This is a genomic window from Streptomyces sp. NBC_00075, from assembly GCF_045041225.1.
In the GTDB taxonomy this organism is placed as follows: Bacteria; Actinomycetota; Actinomycetes; order Streptomycetales; family Streptomycetaceae; genus Streptomyces; species Streptomyces adonidis.
Map to the genome: position 1 here is coordinate 1,515,340 of NZ_CP108243.1, position 18,323 is coordinate 1,533,662.

Consider the following 18,323-nt stretch of genomic DNA (forward strand, 5'->3'; position numbering starts at 1 on the left):
ACTCTCGTGAATCCGGGAGGTGTTGGGACGCGGGCGCAGTCATCCGGGGCGGCGGCGTCCTGAGCGGCGGCGACGGGCACATCCGGGCAGGCGGCTCACCGTTGCGGGCAGTTGCGGAGGCGCACGCCGGAAGGCCGGCCTTCTTGTCTCTCGGCGAGGTCGGGCCGCGCACACCGTCTCCTGCCGGGACAACCGGGATCATCGGAAGGCCAACTCCCGCTTCTCCGGAAGCGGTTGGGCCGCCCGCACCGCCCTCCGGGGACTGCGCACCCTGAGCCCCGCAGCCGTCACCGCCAACGCGCCCAACAGGGCGAGTACGGCGGCCGGGGCGAGGACCGCCCAGGGGGCGCGTTCCGCGTACGGCTGGTTCTCGGCGAGGAGCAAGCCCCATTCCGGGGACGGGGGTTGGGCGCCGAGGCCGAGGAAGCCGAGGGCCGCGAGGGCCAACGCGACTGCGGGCAGGCGCAGTAGGGCGTGCCGGGTGACCGGGGGCAGTGCGGCGGGCAGGAGTTCGTGGCGCAGGACGTACCAGCGGTAGGCGCCCAGCCCCCGGGTCGCCGTGACATGCAGCGTGGCCCGTTCCTGGCGCAGCAGGGCGGCGGTGTGCGCGGCCAGCGGTGCCCAGGCGACGGCGGTCACGGCGAGCGCGGGGGTGGCCCCGCCGCTGCCCACGACCGCCGTGACGAGCAGCGCGGCGAGTACGGGCGGTATCGCGTTGACCGTGTCGACGAGCGGTCCGGACACCCGGGGCACCAGCCCCAGCACCAGTCCGATCAGCAGCGCGGCGGCGCTGATCGCGGAGGCGAGCAGGAGCGTGTCGAGGGCGCCGTGCCCGACGCGGGCGAGGACGTCGCGGCCGAGCGCGTCCGTGCCGAACGGGTGTGTCCAGGACGGGGGTTGGAGCCGGGCCCGGGTGTCCAGGGCCAGGGGGTCGCGTGGCAGGCCCAGGGCTACGACGCCGAGCAGCACTCCGGCGTACAGGAGGGGCGGAGTGCGGCGGGCGGGCGGTGCGGGCCGGTGCAGGGAGGAGAGGCCGCCGTCTCGCAGGGCGGGGCCGATCAGCAGCCGGGCTGTCAGCCGGGTTCCGCCCGCTGCCAGCGCCGCCAGCAGGACCAGGGCGAGGGTGCTCGCCTGGAGGACGGGCAGGTCCTGGGCGATCGCGGCCTGGAGGGCGGTGCGGCCGAGGCCGGGGATGTCGAAGATCTGCTCGACGGCGACCGAGCCGCCGGTCAGCCCGACGACGAACAGGCCCGCGTTGGGCAGCAGTCCGGGCAGACAGCGGCGTACCGCCTGGCTCGCGATCCGTCGGGCCGGGATGCCGCGTGCGGCGGCGGCCAGTGCCCAGGGTTCGGCGAAGGCGCCGGGCAGCAGGTCGTCGAGGAGCCGGCCGAGCAGCGCGCCGGCGGGCAGGCCGAGGGCGAGTCCGGGCAGGATCGTCCACTGGAAGCCGTACCAGCCGAGCGCGGGCAGCCAGCCGAGTTGGACGCCGACGACGGTGGCGAGCACGGACGCGGTGAGGAACTCGGGCAGCGCGGCGACCATCGCCGAACCGCTGCCGCCGCCATGTCGCCCGCCGCTCCACAGTGTTCGGGCGCACACCAGCGCCGCGACGAGGACGGCGATGGTCAGCGCGACGGCCATCAGCAGCAGTGAGGCGCCGAGCGCCTCCAGCACTCCGGGCATGACCTCGCCCCCGGAGATCCAGGACCGCCCGGCGTCCCCACGCGGCAGCCCGCCGAGCCACTCCCCCAGCAGCCGCAACGGCCCGGCGTCCAGGCCGAGTTGCTCCCGGATGGCGGCCAGTACGGCCGGAGTGGCCTCGCGCTCCGCCGACCGGGCCTTGAGCACGGTGAGCGCCGGGTCGGTGCGGGTCAGCCAGGGCAGCAGGCCGATCCCGCACACGAGCAGCGCGGCGAGCAGGGCACGCCACAGGAGCGTGCCCACACGACCCCGCACGGGTCAGCGCCGGGTTCCGGTACCGACCAGCGTGCGCTCGTACGGATCGAGGAGTACGCCCTGTACGTCGGCGTCGACGCCGGTGATGATCCGCTGGTGGACCAGCGGGACGACGGCGTCGGCGCCGAGGATCAGGGCCTCCGCCGCCATGGCCGCGTCCTGCCGCTTCGCGGTGTCCTCGATGCCCTCGGCCTTGGCGACGGCCTGGTCGACCTTCTTGTCGGCGAGGAGGGAGAGGTTGTAGCCGCCGTCGGAGGTGTAGTCGCTGGCGAGGACGGAGACGGGGTCACCGGAGTCGAGCATGGTGTTGCGGGCGGCGACGACAGCGTCGAACTTGCCGGCCAGCGCGTCGCTCTCCAGGCGCGAGTACTCCCGTACCTCCAGCGTCACCTTGAACCCGGCCTTCTCCAGCTGCTGCTTCAACACCTGGGCGGCTTCCGGGAGTTCGGGCCGGTTGTCGTACGTGGCGAGGGTGACGGCCGTGCCGTCGGGCGCCGCCGCCTTCGCGCGCCCTGTGGGCTGGACGCGCTTGCCCTCGGCCCAGCTGAGCGCCGGGCCGTAGATGCCCTGGCCGGCGTCGGCGTGGCCTTCGTAGACGCCGTCGGCGATGGCGGAGGTGTCCACGGCGGCGCGGGCGGCGGCGCGCAGCCCGGCGTCCTTGAAGGCGCCGGACTTGGTGTCGAGGTGCAGGTAGGTGGTGCGGGCCGTGGCGGTCTCGCGGCGGGTCGCCTTGTCGAGGGAGGCGGCCTGGGCGACCGGGATCGACTCCGCGATGTCGACCTGGCCGGTGCGCAGGGCGTTGGCGCGGGCGGTGCCGTCGGCGATGAACCGGGCGTCGATGCCGGCGGCCTGGGCGCGTCCGCCCCAGTAGTCGTCGAAGCGGTCGAGGGTGGCGGCGGTGGAGCCGGTGGTCTTCGTCAGTTCGAAGGGGCCGGTGGCGGTGCCGACCGGGTCGACGGCGTCCTTCTTCGCGAACGCCTTGGGCGCGAGGACGGCGAGGCCGGGGCTGGAGAGGCGCAGCGGGAGCACGGGGTCGGGCTCGGCGGTGGTGACGGTTATTCGTCCGTCGGTCGCGGCCTTCGCGGTGAGGGTGACGCCGGTGAGGGCGGCGGGCTCGGGCTCGGCCTGGGTGGCACGGGTGAGGGCGGCGGCGACGGTGGCCGCGGTGACTGCGGTGCCGTCCTGGAAGGTGGCCTGGCGCAGCGTGAACTCCCAGGTGCGGTCGTCCTTGCGGGTCCAGGACTCGGCGAGGGCGGGCGCGGCGGAGCCGTTGGCGTCGAGGGAGGTCAGCCCCTCGGTGACGCCGAGGCGGCTGAGCAGGGTGGCGTCGGCGCCGTACGGGGAGAGGTTCTCGGCGGGCGGGAAGGCGAGCGCGACCTTCAGCCGGGAGCCGGACCCGGCGTCCGACGACGAGTCGCCGTCGTCGCTGCCGCTGGAGGCGAAGCAACCGGTGAGCAGCGGGGCGAACAGCAGTCCGACGAGCAGTCGGCGACGGCGGGGGGTGCGCATGATCCTCAGTTCTGTGAAGGGGGCGGTGCGGCACGGACGGAGGCCGCACGGAAACTGGACCCTATATGATTATCATTTCCAGTAGCCAGCCCGGGTGGTCGCCTGCGATCACAGCTCCAGCGGAACCTCGAAGTGGACGACGCCCTGCCCGCCACCCACGTCCTCGCGCTCGTCGTGCACGACCTTGCCGAGCGACCGCCAGAAGCCCTCGGCGCCGGTGACCGCGGGGTCCGTGTGCAGATACACGGCGCGATAGCCGCCGTCGGCCGCCGCGAAGGCCAGCAGTTCGGTCACGAGCCGCCGGGCCAGTCCGCGCCTGCGGTGCTCGGGACGGACGTACACCCGGCGCAGTTGCGCGGTCGCGCCCGAGGGGTAGCGCTCGGCGACATGGCGGGGGTTCGGCGGGTGGAGGGGGCCGCGCGAGTCGAGGGCGGCGGTGGCGACGACGCTCGCGTCGCGCTCGTCGACCGCGACCAGGAGCGTGTGGCGGGCAGGTACGAGGTAAGCGGACGCGGGATCGACTATGTCGCCGTGCCAGCGGGGCACGTAACCCGTCCCGAAGTCGCGGTAGACGGTGTCGAGCATGACAGCCCGCGCGCCGTCGAGGTCGTCGGGGGTCGCCGTCCTGATGCCATATTGATGCACCTGCACATCATATGCATTTAGGAACGTCGAACAAACGGCCACCAACTCGACACCGTCGCACCTCAGTTGAGGGTGAGGTGATTTGACAGAGCCCCCGGCGCCGCATAAATACTTGCCACATGACATTCATTTTCAAAACGGCTGGCAAAGAGGCCACCAGCAGTCGAGGGGCGGCCAGGTAATGCGCGTCGCGTTCGTCGGCAAGGGCGGCAGCGGCAAGACCACGCTGTCCGCACTGTTCTCCCGCCATCTCGCACGCTCCGGCGCGCCCGTGGTCGCCATCGACGGCGACATCAACCAGCACCTCGCCGAGGCACTCGACCCGGTCGGCGGCGAGGCGTTCGCCGCGCCGCCGCTCAGCGCGCACCTCGGCGACATCAAGGACTTCCTGCGCGGCACCAACCCGCGCATCGAGTCGCGCGAGGCCATGGTCAAGACGACCCCGGCCGGCCGTGGCTCCCGGCTGCTGCGTCCGCTCGGCGACGACGAGATCCACGCCCGGCACGTCGAGCGCGTGGGCGGTGTGCCGCTGATGGCGACCGGCGCCTTCGAGGAGAGCGACCTGGGTGTCGCCTGCTACCACTCCAAGCTGGGCGCGGTGGAGCTGTACCTCAACCATCTCGTCGACGGACCCGGCGAGTACGTCGTCGTCGACATGACCGCCGGCGCGGACGCCTTCGCCTCCGGGCTGTTCACCCGGTTCGACATGACGTTCCTGGTCGCCGAACCGACCCGCAAGGGCGTCTCCGTCTACCGCCAATATCGCGACCACGCCCGCGAGTTCGGGATTCCGCTCGCGGTGATCGGCAACAAGGTCACCGGTGAGGACGACCTGCTCTTCCTCAAGGAGGAGACCGGCGACGACCTGCTCACCCACTTCGTCCAGTCCTCCTGGGTGCGCGCCGCCGAACAGGGCCGCGACCAGGGCGAGTTGGAACCGCACAACCGGCACGCCCTGAACCAGCTCAAGGACGCGCTCGACGCCCGCCCCAAGGACTGGGCCACCTTCCAGCGGCACGCCGTCGAGTTCCATCTGCGCAACGCCCAGGCCTGGGCGGACAAGGCGACGGGCCTCGACCTGGCCGATCAGGTCGACCCGGAGTTCGCGCACGGGCCCGCCGCCCTCGCCTGACCACACCCCCACTGCACCACTTCGTGAGATCGAAAGAACAGGACACCCCTTTCATGTCGCTCGACGTCTCCCCCCAGCTCCTCGCCGAAGCCGAACAGGGTGACATCCGCGAGGACGACTTCGTCGAAACCGTCCGCACCTCCCTCCCCTACGCCTACGACCTCATCGCGGACCTCGCCTCCGAACTCCAGGGCGGCACCGCCGAGTTCGCCGACAACCAGACCCCGCCGCCCTCCGAGCAGGAACGCGGTCAGCTGCTGCGGGCGCTGGCCAGCGACGCGATCCGGGGCAGCCTGGAGCGGCACTTCGGTATCGCGCTGGCCTTCCAGAACTGCCACCGGGTCGCGGCGTTCCACCCCGGCGCCCAGAACGGCGAGACCTACGCCCGCTTCACCTCGCTGCGCTCGCAGGTCCTCAACCAGTCCCCGGAGTTCCGCGACTGCTGACGGGACGATCCAGATCTCCCGGCCCCAAGAAAGTTGATAACGATTCGGCAGCCCTACGGCCCCCTGCCCTCTACGGTCGAACGGGTGAAAGACCGCATCGTCATCAAAGGCGCCCGTCAGCACAATCTCCAGGACGTCTCCGTGGAGCTGCCCCGGGACGCGCTGATCGTCTTCACCGGGGTGTCGGGTTCCGGGAAGTCGAGTCTCGCGTTCGACACCATTTTCGCCGAGGGACAGCGGCGTTATGTGGAGTCGCTGTCGGCGTACGCGCGGCAGTTCCTGGGGCAGCTCGACAAACCCGATGTCGATGTCGTCGAGGGCCTGTCGCCGGCCATCGCGATCGACCAGAAGACGACCGGCCGCAATCCCCGTTCCACCGTCGGCACGATCACCGAGGTCTACGACCATCTGCGGCTGCTGTACGCCCGGGTCGGCCGCCCGCACTGCCCGGTGTGCGCCGAGCCGGTCAGCCGGCAGACCCCGCAGCGGATCGTGGACCGGCTGCTGGAGCGGCACGAGGGTGCCCGCGTCCAGCTGCTGGCCCCGGTCGTCCGGGACCGCAAGGGCGAACATGCCGAGGTCTTCCGCCAGTTGATGTCGGACGGCTTCAGCCGGGTCCGGGTGGACGGCGTCACCCTGCCGCTGTCGGGCGGAACACCCGCACTGGACAAGCGAGTCAAGCACTCCGTCGAGGTCGTCGTGGACCGGCTGACGCTGAAACCGGGGGTACGGCAGCGGCTGACGGAGTCCGTCGAGACGGCCCTCGGTCTCGCGGGCGGTGTCGTCTGGGCCGACTTCGTGGACCTCGAAGCCACCGCTCCCGAGCGGGAGTCGAGGTTCTCGGAGCGGATGGCATGTCCCCGGGCCCACGACATCGACCTGGAGTCGCTGGAGCCGCGCCTGTTCTCCTTCAACGCGCCCTGGGGAGCCTGCCCCGAGTGCACGGGCCTCGGCGCCCGTACCGAGGTGGACCCCGAACTCGTCGTACCGGACGAGGAGTTGTCGCTCGCCGAGGGGGCGATCGCGCCCTGGACCAACACCAGCGGCGCCGACTACTTCACCCGCCTCCTCGAAGCACTGGCCGCCGAACTCGGCTTCGGCACCGCCACGCCCTGGCGCCAACTGCCCGCCGCCGTAAGGAAGTCCGTGCTGCACGGGACCCCGGGGCAGCTGCACCTCACCTACCGGAACCGGTTCGGGCGCGAGCGTTCGCATCTCACCCGGTTCGAGGGGGTCGTGCCGCACATCCGGCGCCGGCACGCCGAGGCCGACGGCGAGGGGCGGTTCGCGGGCTATATGCGGGAGGTGCCGTGTCCGGCCTGCGCGGGGGCCCGGTTGCGGCCGAGCGTGCTGGCCGTCACCGTGGGCGGCCGGAACATCGCCGAGCTGACCGCGCTGCCCATCGATGAACTGGCCCTGTTCATAGGTGAGTTGAAACTCGAAGGCTGGGAACTCCGGGTAGCCGACGCCGTACTGGCGGAGATCACCGAACGGCTCCGCTTCCTCCTCGACGTAGGGCTCGACTATCTGTCGATGGACCGGCCCGCCGCGAGTCTGTCGGGCGGGGAGGCGCAGCGCATCCGGCTCGCGACGCAGATCGGTGCCGGGCTGGTCGGGGTGCTGTACGTCCTGGACGAGCCCAGCATCGGGCTGCACCAGCGCGACAACCGGCGGCTGATCGAGACGCTGCTGCGGCTGCGCGACCGGGGCAACACGGTGATCGTCGTGGAGCACGACGAGGACACCGTGCGGATCGCCGACTGGGTCGTGGACATCGGTCCGGGCGCCGGTGAACTCGGCGGACACGTGGTCCATTCGGGCAGTACGGAGGAGCTGCTGGCGCACCCCACCTCCCTCACCGGCGCGTATCTCTCCGGCCGCCGCCGGATTCCGCTCCCGGCGACGCGCAGACCGCGCACCGAGGGCCGTGAACTCACCGTCCACGACGCGTCCGAGCACAACCTGAGGAACATCACGGTGTCGTTCCCGCTCGGGCAGTTCGTCGCGGTCACCGGCGTCTCCGGTTCGGGCAAGTCGACGCTGGTCAACGACATCCTCCACGCGGCCCTCGCCAAACGCCTGTACCGGGCCCACCAGGTGCCGGGACGGCATCGGACGATCACCGGGATCGAGGAGATCGACAAGGTCGTCCAGGTCGACCAGTCCCCCATCGGCCGCAGCCCGCGCTCCAACCCGGCGACGTACACGGGCCTGTTCGATCATCTCCGCAAGCTGTTCGCGCAGACCCCGGAGGCGAAGGTGCGCGGCTATCTGCCGGGCCGGTTCTCCTTCAACGTCAAGGGCGGGCGCTGCGAGCACTGTTTCGGCGACGGCACGATCAAGGTGGAGATGAGTTTTCTGCCGGACGTGTATGTGCCGTGTGAGGTGTGTCAGGGCGCGCAGTACAACCGCGAGACCCTGGACGTGCACTACAAGGGGAAGTCGATCGCCGACGTCCTCGCCCTGACGATCGAGGAGGGTCTGGCCTTCTTCGACGGGCACGGGGTCATCTCCCGGCATCTGGGCGTCCTGCACGACGTCGGTCTCGGCTATGTGAAGCTCGGCCAGGCCGCCACCACCCTCTCCGGCGGCGAGGCGCAGCGGGTCAAACTCGCCGCCGAACTCCAGCGCCGTACGCGGGGGCGCACACTGTACGTACTGGACGAGCCGACGACCGGGCTGCACGTCGACGACGTCCGCCGGCTGCTGGCCGTACTGCATCGACTCGTCGACGCGGGGAACACGGTCGTCGTCATCGAGCACAACCTCGATGTCGTCAAGACGGCGGACTGGGTGATCGACATGGGCCCGGAGGGCGGGACCGGTGGCGGCCGGGTGATTGCCCAGGGCACTCCGGAACACGTGGCGGCCGAGGCTCGTTCTCATACAGGGACGTTCCTGCGTGCACTCCTGGAGAGGAAGTGAGCACGATGGCGACCGACACCGAGGTGACCGATGTGTTCGACCCGGCCACCGAGGACGAGAGCGATGCTCCCCTCCCCCGGCTCAGCAACGCGGGAGGTTCGGTCGACCAGGTGCGGGACTATCTCCGGCTCATCGCCCGGGTCCGGCTGCTCAGCGCCGACCAGGAGGTCGACCTCGCGAAACGCATCGAGGCCGGGCTGTACGCCGAGCACAAACTGTTGGAGGAGCCGCCCGAGGACACCGTGCTCCGACGCGAGCTGGAGATCGTCGCCGCGGACGGGGAGCGCGCCAAGTCCCACCTCATCGAGGCGAACCTCCGGCTGGTGGTGTCCGTCGCCAAGCGCTACACGGGCCGGGGGCTGCTGTTCCTGGACCTGATCCAGGAGGGCAACACGGGCCTGATCCGGGCCGTCGAGAAGTTCGACTACGCGAAGGGCTTCAAGTTCTCGACGTACGCGACCTGGTGGATCCGGCAGGCGATCTCCCGCGCGCTGGCCGACCAGGGCCGGACCATCCGGATCCCCGTCCATCTGGTCGAGGTCATCAACCGGGTGGCCCGCACCCGCCGCGAGCTGATCCAGGACCTCGGCAAGGAACCCACCCCGGAGGAACTGGCGGAGAAGGCGGGCGTCGACGTGGAGCGGCTGCCCGAACTGGCCATGTACACCAAGGAACCCGTCTCGCTGCACACCGCCCTCAGTGAGGACGGCGACGGCGAGTTCGGCGACCTGATCGAGGACCGCGACAGCGTCACCCCCATGGACATGGTCACGTTCCTGCTGCTCCAGGAGACGATCCAGTCCATCCTCGCGGACATGACGCCACGGGAGGCCGGGATCATCTCCCTGCGCTACGGCCTGTCCGGCGGCCGGACGAGAACCCTGGAGGAGATCGGCCAGGTGTACGGCGTGACGCGCGAGCGGATCCGTCAGATCGAGTCCAAGACGATGTCCAAGCTGCGTCACCCGTCCCGCTCCCAGATCCTGCGGGACTACCTCGACGCCATGTGACCCGGCCGTTCTCCAGGCTTACGGGCTCAGGCGGTGCCGAGTGCCGTACGCAGGGTGCTGATCGCCTGCCCGATGGCGGCCTCGGCGGCGTGCGTCCCGCGCAGGGCGTTGAGCATCACGAAGTCGTGGATGATCCCCTGGTAGCGGACCGCGGTGACGGGTACGCCGGCCTCGCGCAGCTTGTTCGCGTACGCCTCGCCCTCGTCGCGCAGGACGTCTGCCTCGGCGGTGATGACCAACGCCGGGGGCAGACCGGTGAGTTGGGCGGTGGTGGCGCGCAGCGGGGACGCGGTGATCTGGGCGCGCTCGGCCGCGTCGGTCGTGTACTGGTCCCAGAACCATTCCATGGCGTCCCGGCGCAGGAAGTAGCCCTCGGCGAACTGCCGGTAGGAGCCGGTGTCGAAGGCGGCGTCGGTCACCGGGTAGAAGAGGACCTGCTGGACGAGCGGCACATCACCCCGCTCCTTGGCCATCAGCGTCAGCGCGGCGGCCATGTTGCCGCCGACGGAGTCACCGGCCACCGCGATCCGGGTGGCGTCCAGGTAGTGGTCGGCGCCGTCGGAGACGATCCAGCGGGCGACGGCGTAGTTCTGCTCGATCGCGACCGGGTAGCGGGCCTCGGGCGAGAGGTCGTACTCGGGGAAGACGACCGCGGCCCGGGCGCCGACGGCCAGTTCGCGCACCAGACGGTCATGGGTGTGGGCGTTGCCGAAGACCCAGCCGGCGCCGTGGATGTAGACGATCACCGGCAGGACGCCCTGGACACCGGCCGGGCGGACGATCCGGGCCCGGACCTCTCCGGTGGGGCCGCCGGTGACGGTGACCCACTCCTCGTCGACGGCGGGCTTGTCGATCTCGCCCGACTGCACCTCGTCGACCGTCTTGCGGCCCTCGACCGGGCCGAGGTCGAAGAGGTACGGCGGGTTCGCGGTCGCCTCGGCGAAGCCGGCGGCGGCAGGTTCGAGAACGGGGCGGATGTCGGTCGTCATGACGATCTCCTCGGATCGGGTGCCGGGGCAGGCTCCACCTGCGGGTTTCACCGGGGAGCGGCGGCACACCAGAAGAGTAGCGCCCGATTAGATCGTGCGCTACTTATTCGACCTCTATTTGTTGGCGCCCTATGGAATCGGGAGGACGTGAACGTTAGGGTGGAAATCACCGTGCACGGCGTCATGCGGACACGGAACCGACCAAGGACAACGCGGAGACCAGGAGCCCTACCGTGAGCGCACCCGGAAGTGCACCACCACAGGAGGGCTCCCTGCTCCTCGACGACCAGCTCTGCTTCGCCCTCTACGCGGCCTCCCGGGCGGTCACCGCCCGCTACCGGCCACTGCTGGACGAGCTGGGGCTGACCTATCCGCAGTACCTGGTGATGCTGGTGCTGTGGGAGCAGGACTCGATCACCGTGCGGGATCTCGGGCACGCCCTCCAACTGGAGTCCAGCACCCTCTCCCCGCTGCTGAAGCGCCTGGAGGGGAACGGCCTGCTGCGGCGCGAGCGGCGGGCGGAGGACGAGCGTTCGGTCGCCCTCCGCCTCACCGAGGCAGGCGCCGCGATGCGTGACCGGGCGGGCACGGTGCCGCTCGCCATCGGCGACGCGATGGGACTGACGCCCGAACAGGACGCGCTCGCCAAGCAGTTGCTGCGCCTGCTGACGGCCAACGTGAGCGGTGGCTGACGCCGGCGCTCCGCCTCAGGAGGATCCGCGGGACATGTGGTTCGTTCACCGCGGGCCGGTGGGGGCTTGCGCAGTTCCCCGCGCCCCTGAAAACCGGGGCACGGGCCGACTCCCCCGGCTGAACCTCGGTCAGGTGCGGGTGGCGGTTTCGGGCTGCGCGGGTGACGGGTCGGCGGCGGTTCGGGCTGCACGCAGGGGCTGTTCTGTACTGGTGGTCGGTACCAGGAGGGCTGCCAGGGCCGCGGCCAGGCAGAGGACGGCCAGCAGGGCGAAGCCGTGGGTGTAGCCGGATTCGTACGGGAGGCCTGAGGGCTGGAGGCTGCTGGTGACCAGGACGCTGGTCAGGGCGGCGCCGATCGAGCCGCCGATGGTGCGGACGTTGGCGTTCATGCCGGTCGCCGCGCCGGTCTGCTCGGGCGGGACGCTGCCGACGATCAGGTTGGCCATCGAGGCGAAGGCCAGTCCGATGCCGAGGCCGAACACGCCTGCCACGAAAGCGACTTGCCACTGCTCGTCATGCCAGAGGGTGAGGAATCCGCAGGCGACGGCGCCGAGCGCGGCACCGGCCGTGAGCAGTTTCCTGGCGCCCAGTACGGGGGTCAGCCGGCCGCCCAGGACACCCGCGAGGAACATCGCGACCAGCATCGGCAGCATGAGCAGTCCGGCGGAGGTGACGCTCGCGCCGAATCCGTACCCGGCGGAGGCGGGCGTCTGGACGAAGCCGGGGAGGAAGGACCAGATCGAGTACATGCCCGCACCGAAGAGCAGCGCGGCGGTGTTCGTGGTCCACACGGCGGGCAGGCGCATGATCTTCAGGTCGATGAGAGGGGTGCGCGAGCGCGCCTCGGTCAGCAGCCAGAGGGCGAAGAGGAGTACGGCGGCTGCGAACAGGCCGATCGTCCGGCCCGAGCCCCAGCCCCATCGGGTCGCCTGGCTGAGCGGCAGCAGCAGGGCGACCAGCCAGGCGGACAGCAGTACGGCACCGAGCCAACTGACGCGCCCGGCAGCCCTGTTGGGCGACTCGGGGACATAGCGGATGGCGATGAGCGTGGTGACGGCGACGACGCCGACGGGCAGCCAGAACAGCCAGCGGTAGTCGAGCGCGGTCACGATCGGCCCGGCGGCCACCATGCCGACACCGCCGCCCGCCGCGATGACGGCGGACAGGTTGCTGATGCTGCCGCTCACCTCACCCGGCGGGAACTCGTCCCGGATGATGCCGAACGACAGCGGGAACAGCGCGCCGCCCGCGCCCTGGACGACCCGGGCGAAGATCAGTACGCCGATGTTCGGCGCAAGCGCGGCGAGCAGACAGCTGAGCGTCACGACCACGAGGACGGCGACGAGGGTGCGTTTCTTGCCGATCAGGTCGCCGACACGGCCGAGGATCGGGGTGAACACCGAGGCGGACAGCAGAAAGGCCGTCATCACCCAGGTCGCGGTGGACTGCGAGGTGTCCAGGGCGTGCTGGACGGTCGGCAGGGCCGGCGCGATCAGCGACTGGAGCATGGAGAACACGCCCGCACCGGTCGCGAGGACCGCGAAGGTGAGGCGGGTGGAGCGTGTGGAGCTCGTGGAGCTCGTGGAGCCAGTGGACTTGCGGGGCATGGAAAGGCATCTCCGAACAGAGGTGGCGGAGTAGACGTAGACGTGGTGAGGGCCGCGTTCGCGCACGCCTGCTATGCGCACGGCCGTACGCGTCGCATGGGGGAACGCACCCCGACTGCTAAAGTGGAGGTACGCCTCCACTCTAGCGGAGGCCAACCTCCGCTTCAATACCGGAGGCCAGCATCCGTTTCGAGCGCGCCCGACCGGCGCCCGGCCAGGGAGGCATCCGTGACGGCACAGCCGTACCCCGTCAGCGGTTTCGTCGCGGCGCAGCGCCCGCACCGCAAGGACGCGGCACGCAACTACGACGCCCTGCTGACCGCCGCACGCGAGGCGTTCGCGGAGCACGGCTCCGAGGCGTCCCTGGAGGACATCGCCCGGCGCGCGGGCGTCGGCATCGGCACGCTGTACCGCAACTTCCCCACCCGCCGCCATCTCTTCGAGAGCGTGTACGCCGACGAGGTGGACGCCCTGTGCCGGTTCGCGCTGGAGGTCGCCGACCGGCCCCCGTGGGAGGCGCTCACCGCGTGGCTGCGCCGCTTCGTGGGGTACACCGTGACCAAACGGGCCGTCCGCGAGGCCCTCAACCACGAGTCGGAGATCTTCCTGGCCTGCCGGGACTCGATGTACCAGGCGGGCGGCCCGCTGTTCGAGCGGGCGCAGGCGGCCGGGGAGGCACGCAAGGACATGACCTTCGACGACCTGGTGCGTATGCTCGCCGGCATCACCTCGACGAACTTCCTCGACGAGACCCAGCGCGACCGCGTCCTGGCGGTGGCCCTCGACGGGGTCCGGGTGCACACGGCTCTGTAGTCGTACGCCCGTCGTCACCGGTCCGGCGAGTCGCAGGCGCGGCCGTGCCGCCGTACGCACGATCCTGGCCGGGCGGGCGGCGACCACCTCCGGTCCCGGGCCGCCCCAGAGCCACCGGAGAACCATGCCAGCCGACGACAGTCCGTCCTCCGAGACGTCCGCCGAAACCCCCTCCCCCGCCGGCCGGGTCCAGGCGCGCGCCACCGCGCTGCTGGGTCGGCCCAAGCTGTGGCTGCTGCCCACCGTCCTGACCGGGCTGCTCGCGCTGCTGCTGTCGCTCCTCTACATGGGCGGCATCGTGAGCCCCAACCGGGATCTGCACGATCTGCCCATCGGCATCGTCAACGCGGACCGGGGCGAGCCGCTGACCGGGCAGCAGGAGAACCTGGGTGCGCAGATCGTCCGGGCCGTCACCAGCGACACCTCCGGCGGCGACAAGGCCGAGTGGCGTGAACTGAGCCTCGCCGAGGCCCAGGACGAGCTGGACTCGGGCAAGCTCTACGGAGCGCTGGTCGTGCCCGACGGCTTCACCGCCTCCGTCGCCGCGCTGACCGGCACGAGCGCCTCCGCCCGTCCGACGCTGACCGTGCTCACCAATCCCGGCAAGGGCAGCCTCGGTTCCTCCCTCGCCAGTCAGATCACCACGGCCGCCGCCCACCAGGCCTCGCAGAACATCGGCAAGCAGCTGACGGCGAGCGCGACGCGGGCCGATGCGACGGCGAAGCTGCTGCTGGCCGACCCGGTCGCGGTCACCACGCAGGTCGGGCATCCCATCGGCACCAACAGCGGCCTCGGGCTCACCACCTTCTACTACACGCTGCTGCTCGTGCTGGCCGGGTTCATGGGCGGCAACGTCATCAGCAACGCGGTGGACACCTCGCTCGGTTACGCCGACAACGAGATCGGCCCCTGGCACACGCGCCGCCCGACCGTGCCCATCGACCGCACCCAGACCCTGCTGCTGAAGATGGGCATGACCGCCGGGATCACGCTCCTCAGCGTCTCCCTGGTCATGCTCGCCACCGTCGGCATCCTCGACATGGACGCCGGTCATCTGCCCCTGCTGTGGCTGTACTCGTACTGCGCCACCCTCGCGGTCGGTCTCGGCGTCCAGGCCATCAACGCGGCCTTCGGCGGGATCGGGCAGCTCGTGTCGATGTTCGTGTTCATCGTCCTGGGGTTGCCCTCGTCCGGGGCCACGGTCCCGCTCCAGGCGGTCCCGGACTTCTACCGCTTCCTGTCCGCGTTCGAGCCGATGCGGCAACTCGGCGACGGGGTGCGCGCGATCCTCTACTTCGACGCCCGCGGGGACGCCGGACTCACCCGCGCCTGGATCATGATCGCGATCGGCACCGCGCTCGCGCTGCTCTTCGGCTTCGCCATGACCCGCTACTACGACCGCAAGGGCCTCGAACGCCTCACTCCGCAGCCTTCCTGAGTCCCACGGGGCCTTCCTGGGCCCTCCCGGGCCGGAGTGGACGCCGATCGTTGCCCGTTCACCCTTTCGAACGTCGGTCTCGCGCTGACACACTCACGAGGGTGCCCGACTTCGACATGCTTGTCATAGGATCCGGCCCGGGCGGCCAGAAGGCTGCCATCGCGGCGGCCAAGCTCGGCCGCCGGGTCGCCGTCATCGACCGCCCCGACATGGTCGGTGGGGTCTCCATCCACACCGGCACCATCCCCTCCAAGACCCTGCGCGAGGCGGTTCTCTACCTCACCGGCCTCACCCAGCGCGATCTGTACGGCCAGAGCTACCGTCTCAAGGAGGACATCACCGTCTCCGACCTGACCGCGCGCACCGAGCACGTGGTCAGCCGCGAGGTCGATGTCATCCGCAGCCAGCTGTCCCGCAACCATGTCTCCCTGTTCGCCGGAACCGGCCGCTTCGTCGACGACCACACCGTGGCACTCCAGGAAGTGACCGGCAACGAACGGCTGTTGAGCGCCGAGAACATCATCATCGCCACCGGGACCCGGCCGGCCAGGCCGGACAGTGTCGAGTTCGACGAACAGACGATCCTGGACTCGGACAACGTGCTCAACCTGGAACGGGTGCCGCGTTCCATGGTCATCGTGGGTGCGGGGGTGATCGGCATGGAGTACGCCTCCATGTTCGCCGCGCTCGGCAGCAAGATCACGGTGGTGGAGAAGCGGGCCGGGATGCTCGACATGTGCGACGTCGAGGTGATCGAGTCGCTCAAGTACCACCTGCGGGACCTGGCCGTCACCTTCCGGTTCGGGGAGACGGTCGCGGCGGTGGAACGCCATCCCCGGGGCACACTCACGCTCCTGGAGAGCGGCAAGAAGATCCCCGCGGACGCCGTGATGTACTCGGCGGGCCGCCAGGGCCTCACCGACGAACTCGCCCTGGACAAGGCCGGGTTGTCCGCCGACCGGCGTGGCAGGATCACGGTCGACGAGCACTACCGCACCGAGGTGCCGCACATCTACGCCGTCGGCGACGTCATCGGCTTCCCGGCCCTCGCCGCGACCTCGATGGAACAGGGCCGGGCGGCGGCGTACCACGCGTGCGGCGAGCCGGTGGACCAGATGCACAACCTCCAGCCCATCGGCATCTACACCATCCCCGAGATCAGCTTCATCGGCCGTACCGAGGACCAACTCACCGAGGACAGCATCCCGTTCGAGGTGGGTATCTCCCGCTACCGCGAACTGGCCCGGGGCCAGATTATCGGCGACTCCCACGGCATGCTCAAGCTCCTGGTCTGCCCGGAGACCCGCAAACTCCTCGGCGTCCACTGCTTCGGCACGGGAGCGACGGAACTGATCCACATCGGCCAGTCCGTGATGGGCTGCGAAGGCACGGTCGACTATCTGGTCAACGCGGTCTTCAACTACCCGACGCTCGCGGAGTCCTACAAGGTGGCTGCTCTGGACGCGACGAACAAGCTGCGCCAGATCGACCGGTTGCGGGACTGAGTCCCCGCCGCCCGTCCTGGTCGGCCCCTCACGACGCCGGTGGCGGCGGATCGTGGCAGCGGGCGGACCCCTCGATTCCCGCCAGGGCAATAGGGGGGTCCGCGCCACGATTAAGGGTTGGAATGCGGAGATCCCGATCGTAGCGTCGCGACGAGTGCCCGCAGCTGCCCGCCAAGCCCGCCACTTGGTTTCCGAGGAGAAGTCATGACCACGAGCCAAGAACTCAAAAGCCCGACAGGGTGCCCGGTTTCCGGACTGGCTGCCTCGTTCGACCCGTTCGGCACCGAATACCAGTCCCACCCGGGCGTGTCCATGGCCGACGCGCGCGAAGAGGAGTCGGTCTTCTACAGTCCGGCGCTGGACTACTGGGTGGTCACCCGGTACGAGGACATCAAGGAGATCTTCAAGGACACCGACACCTTCTCCGCCTCCATCACGCTGGACCAGATCACACCGTCCACCGAGGAGACCGTCGCGATCCTGGTGGAGCACGGCTTCAACCCCGGACTCGCCCTGGTCAACGAGGACGGCGAGTCCCACCGGGAGCGCCGGAAGGCGCATCAGGACCCGTTCAAGGGCAAGGAGGTGGAAGCCCTCACCCCGCGCATTCGCGAACTCGTCACCGGCCATATCGACAGGTTCGTCAAAAAGGGTCGCGGCGACCTGATGGTCGATCTCTTCCAGGAGGCGCCCATCACCATCGCCCTGATATTCATGGGAATTCCGGACGAGGACATCGCGGCCTGCCGGCAATTCACTCTGGACCAGACGGTGTTCATGTACGGCCGCCCGTCTCCCGAGGAACAGAAACAGGTGGCCACCAATCTCGGGCGGTACTGGGAGTTCACCGGCGACCTGGTGGAGAAGATCAAGCAGATGCCCGACGCGCCGGGCTGGTTGCCGCATGTGATCCGCGAAGGCCGGAACAAGCCCGGGCTGTTCGGCGACAACGAGTTGCAGACCACGGCTCTGGCCGGCCTGGTCGCCGCGCACGAGACCACCACCAACGCCAGTGGCAACGCCATGCGCGCGCTGCTGGAGAACCCCGAGACCTGGGCCCGTGTCTGCGACGACGCGAGCCTCATCCCCAAGGCGGTCGAGGAGTCCCTGCGTTACGACGGCTCGGTGGCCGCGTGGCGGCGGCTGGCCGTCAAGGAGACCACGGTCGGCGGCGTGACCATACCGGCCGGCGGCCGGGTGATGATGATCACCTCCTCCGCCAACCACGACGAGGCGGTCTTCGAGAACCCGGAGACGTTCGACATCGACCGGCCCCATCCGAACCGTCACATGACCTTCGGGTTCGGCGCGCACGCCTGCATGGGCGCCACGCTCGCCCGTCAGGAGATGCGGATCTTCATCGAGGAGCTGGCCCGCCGGCTGCCGCACATGCGTCTGGTCGAGGACCAGGAGATCACGTATCTGCCCAACACCTCCTTCCGCGGGCCCCAGAACCTGCTGGTGGAGTGGGATCCGCAGCTCAACCCGGTGCTCGCCGACCGCCCCTGACGGACCCCGAGCGGCCGGGCCGTCTCTTCGGGCGGTCCGGCCGCCCCGCCCCACACCGGACAGCTGACGGCTCGCCCGCCATGTGCCGCTGCCGGGGCTTTCTGTCGCCCGTACGCAGTTCCGACTCGTCCGAGTGTCGCTCCAGC

Annotated in this window: 13 protein-coding genes and 1 pseudogene; 9 read left to right on the forward strand and 5 right to left on the reverse strand. The window is 70.2% G+C overall.

Annotation, left to right across the window (positions count from 1 at the left end):
- Positions 1-198 precede the first annotated feature (198 nt).
- The 3 genes from OG787_RS06645 to OG787_RS06655 form a co-directional block, all read right to left on the reverse strand.
- On the reverse strand, positions 199-1,956 hold the full coding sequence (locus OG787_RS06645; protein ID WP_369031747.1) for an ABC transporter permease subunit: 1,758 nt from the start codon (positions 1,954-1,956) through the stop codon (positions 199-201).
- 3 nt (positions 1,957-1,959) lie between these two features.
- Positions 1,960-3,465 (reverse strand): ABC transporter substrate-binding protein, encoded by a 1,506-nt coding sequence (locus OG787_RS06650; protein ID WP_369031746.1) that lies wholly within the window; start codon positions 3,463-3,465, stop codon positions 1,960-1,962.
- Positions 3,466-3,573: 108 nt separating this feature from the next.
- Positions 3,574-4,110: a GNAT family N-acetyltransferase gene (locus OG787_RS06655; RefSeq protein ID WP_405534552.1), complete on the reverse strand. Its 537-nt coding sequence runs from the start codon at positions 4,108-4,110 to the stop codon at positions 3,574-3,576.
- A 181-nt stretch (positions 4,111-4,291) separates the two neighbouring features.
- On the opposite strand from OG787_RS06655, the gene OG787_RS06660 reads away from it, so the two are divergent.
- From OG787_RS06660 to OG787_RS06675, 4 genes and pseudogenes are all read left to right on the forward strand, one after another.
- Complete coding sequence (locus tag OG787_RS06660) at positions 4,292-5,242, forward strand: ATP-binding protein (protein WP_405534553.1); 951 nt, start codon at positions 4,292-4,294, stop codon at positions 5,240-5,242.
- A 53-nt stretch (positions 5,243-5,295) separates the two neighbouring features.
- A complete protein-coding gene (locus tag OG787_RS06665) occupies positions 5,296-5,688 on the forward strand; it encodes an SCO5389 family protein (protein WP_235473749.1) in 393 nt (130 codons plus the stop codon).
- A gap of 84 nt (positions 5,689-5,772) precedes the next feature.
- On the forward strand, positions 5,773-8,613 hold the full coding sequence (gene uvrA / locus OG787_RS06670) for an excinuclease ABC subunit UvrA (protein ID WP_405534554.1): 2,841 nt from the start codon (positions 5,773-5,775) through the stop codon (positions 8,611-8,613).
- Positions 8,598-9,623, forward strand: a pseudogene (locus OG787_RS06675) (RNA polymerase sigma factor); the annotation flags it as partial. The gene uvrA and the pseudogene OG787_RS06675, both read left to right, overlap by 16 nt.
- Before the next feature lie 26 nt (positions 9,624-9,649).
- On the opposite strand, the gene OG787_RS06680 reads toward OG787_RS06675, so the two are convergent.
- A complete protein-coding gene (locus tag OG787_RS06680) occupies positions 9,650-10,612 on the reverse strand; it encodes an alpha/beta hydrolase (protein ID WP_405534555.1) in 963 nt (320 codons plus the stop codon).
- A 233-nt stretch (positions 10,613-10,845) separates the two neighbouring features.
- Here OG787_RS06680 and OG787_RS06685 point away from each other — a divergent pair, with 233 nt between their 5' ends.
- Positions 10,846-11,304: a MarR family winged helix-turn-helix transcriptional regulator gene (locus OG787_RS06685; protein ID WP_405534556.1), complete on the forward strand. Its 459-nt coding sequence runs from the start codon at positions 10,846-10,848 to the stop codon at positions 11,302-11,304.
- Positions 11,305-11,433: 129 nt separating this feature from the next.
- On the opposite strand, the gene OG787_RS06690 is transcribed toward OG787_RS06685, so the two are convergent.
- Positions 11,434-12,912, reverse strand: a complete 1,479-nt coding sequence (locus OG787_RS06690; protein WP_405534557.1) for an MFS transporter — start codon at positions 12,910-12,912, stop codon at positions 11,434-11,436.
- Positions 12,913-13,140: 228 nt separating this feature from the next.
- Here OG787_RS06690 and OG787_RS06695 point away from each other — a divergent pair, with 228 nt between their 5' ends.
- The 4 genes from OG787_RS06695 to OG787_RS06710 all read left to right on the forward strand — a co-directional run bounded on the left by OG787_RS06695 (position 13,141) and on the right by OG787_RS06710 (position 18,177).
- The gene (locus OG787_RS06695; RefSeq protein WP_369031740.1) at positions 13,141-13,725 is read left to right on the forward strand and encodes a TetR/AcrR family transcriptional regulator; all 585 of its coding nucleotides are present in this window, start codon (positions 13,141-13,143) and stop codon (positions 13,723-13,725) included.
- A gap of 124 nt (positions 13,726-13,849) precedes the next feature.
- Positions 13,850-15,163, forward strand: a complete 1,314-nt coding sequence (locus tag OG787_RS06700; protein WP_405534558.1) for a DUF3533 domain-containing protein — start codon at positions 13,850-13,852, stop codon at positions 15,161-15,163.
- Between the two features lie 101 nt (positions 15,164-15,264).
- Positions 15,265-16,668 (forward strand): Si-specific NAD(P)(+) transhydrogenase, encoded by a 1,404-nt coding sequence (gene sthA / locus OG787_RS06705; RefSeq protein WP_405534559.1) that lies wholly within the window; start codon positions 15,265-15,267, stop codon positions 16,666-16,668.
- A gap of 204 nt (positions 16,669-16,872) precedes the next feature.
- Positions 16,873-18,177 carry a cytochrome P450 gene (locus tag OG787_RS06710; protein ID WP_369031737.1) on the forward strand — a complete coding sequence of 435 codons (1,305 nt, stop codon included), beginning with the start codon at positions 16,873-16,875 and terminating at the stop codon, positions 18,175-18,177.
- Positions 18,178-18,323 lie beyond the last annotated feature (146 nt).

Coding starts and splice junctions, on each gene's coding strand:
- OG787_RS06665 (WP_235473749.1), top strand. CDS start 5,296: ATGTCGCTCGACGTCTCCCCCCAGCTCCTCGCCGAAGCCGAACAGGGT.
- OG787_RS06690 (WP_405534557.1), bottom strand. CDS start 12,912: ATGCCCCGCAAGTCCACTGGCTCCACGAGCTCCACGAGCTCCACACGC.
- OG787_RS06660 (WP_405534553.1), top strand. CDS start 4,292: ATGCGCGTCGCGTTCGTCGGCAAGGGCGGCAGCGGCAAGACCACGCTG.
- OG787_RS06710 (WP_369031737.1), top strand. CDS start 16,873: ATGACCACGAGCCAAGAACTCAAAAGCCCGACAGGGTGCCCGGTTTCC.
- OG787_RS06650 (WP_369031746.1), bottom strand. CDS start 3,465: ATGCGCACCCCCCGCCGTCGCCGACTGCTCGTCGGACTGCTGTTCGCC.
- OG787_RS06680 (WP_405534555.1), bottom strand. CDS start 10,612: ATGACGACCGACATCCGCCCCGTTCTCGAACCTGCCGCCGCCGGCTTC.
- OG787_RS06700 (WP_405534558.1), top strand. CDS start 13,850: ATGCCAGCCGACGACAGTCCGTCCTCCGAGACGTCCGCCGAAACCCCC.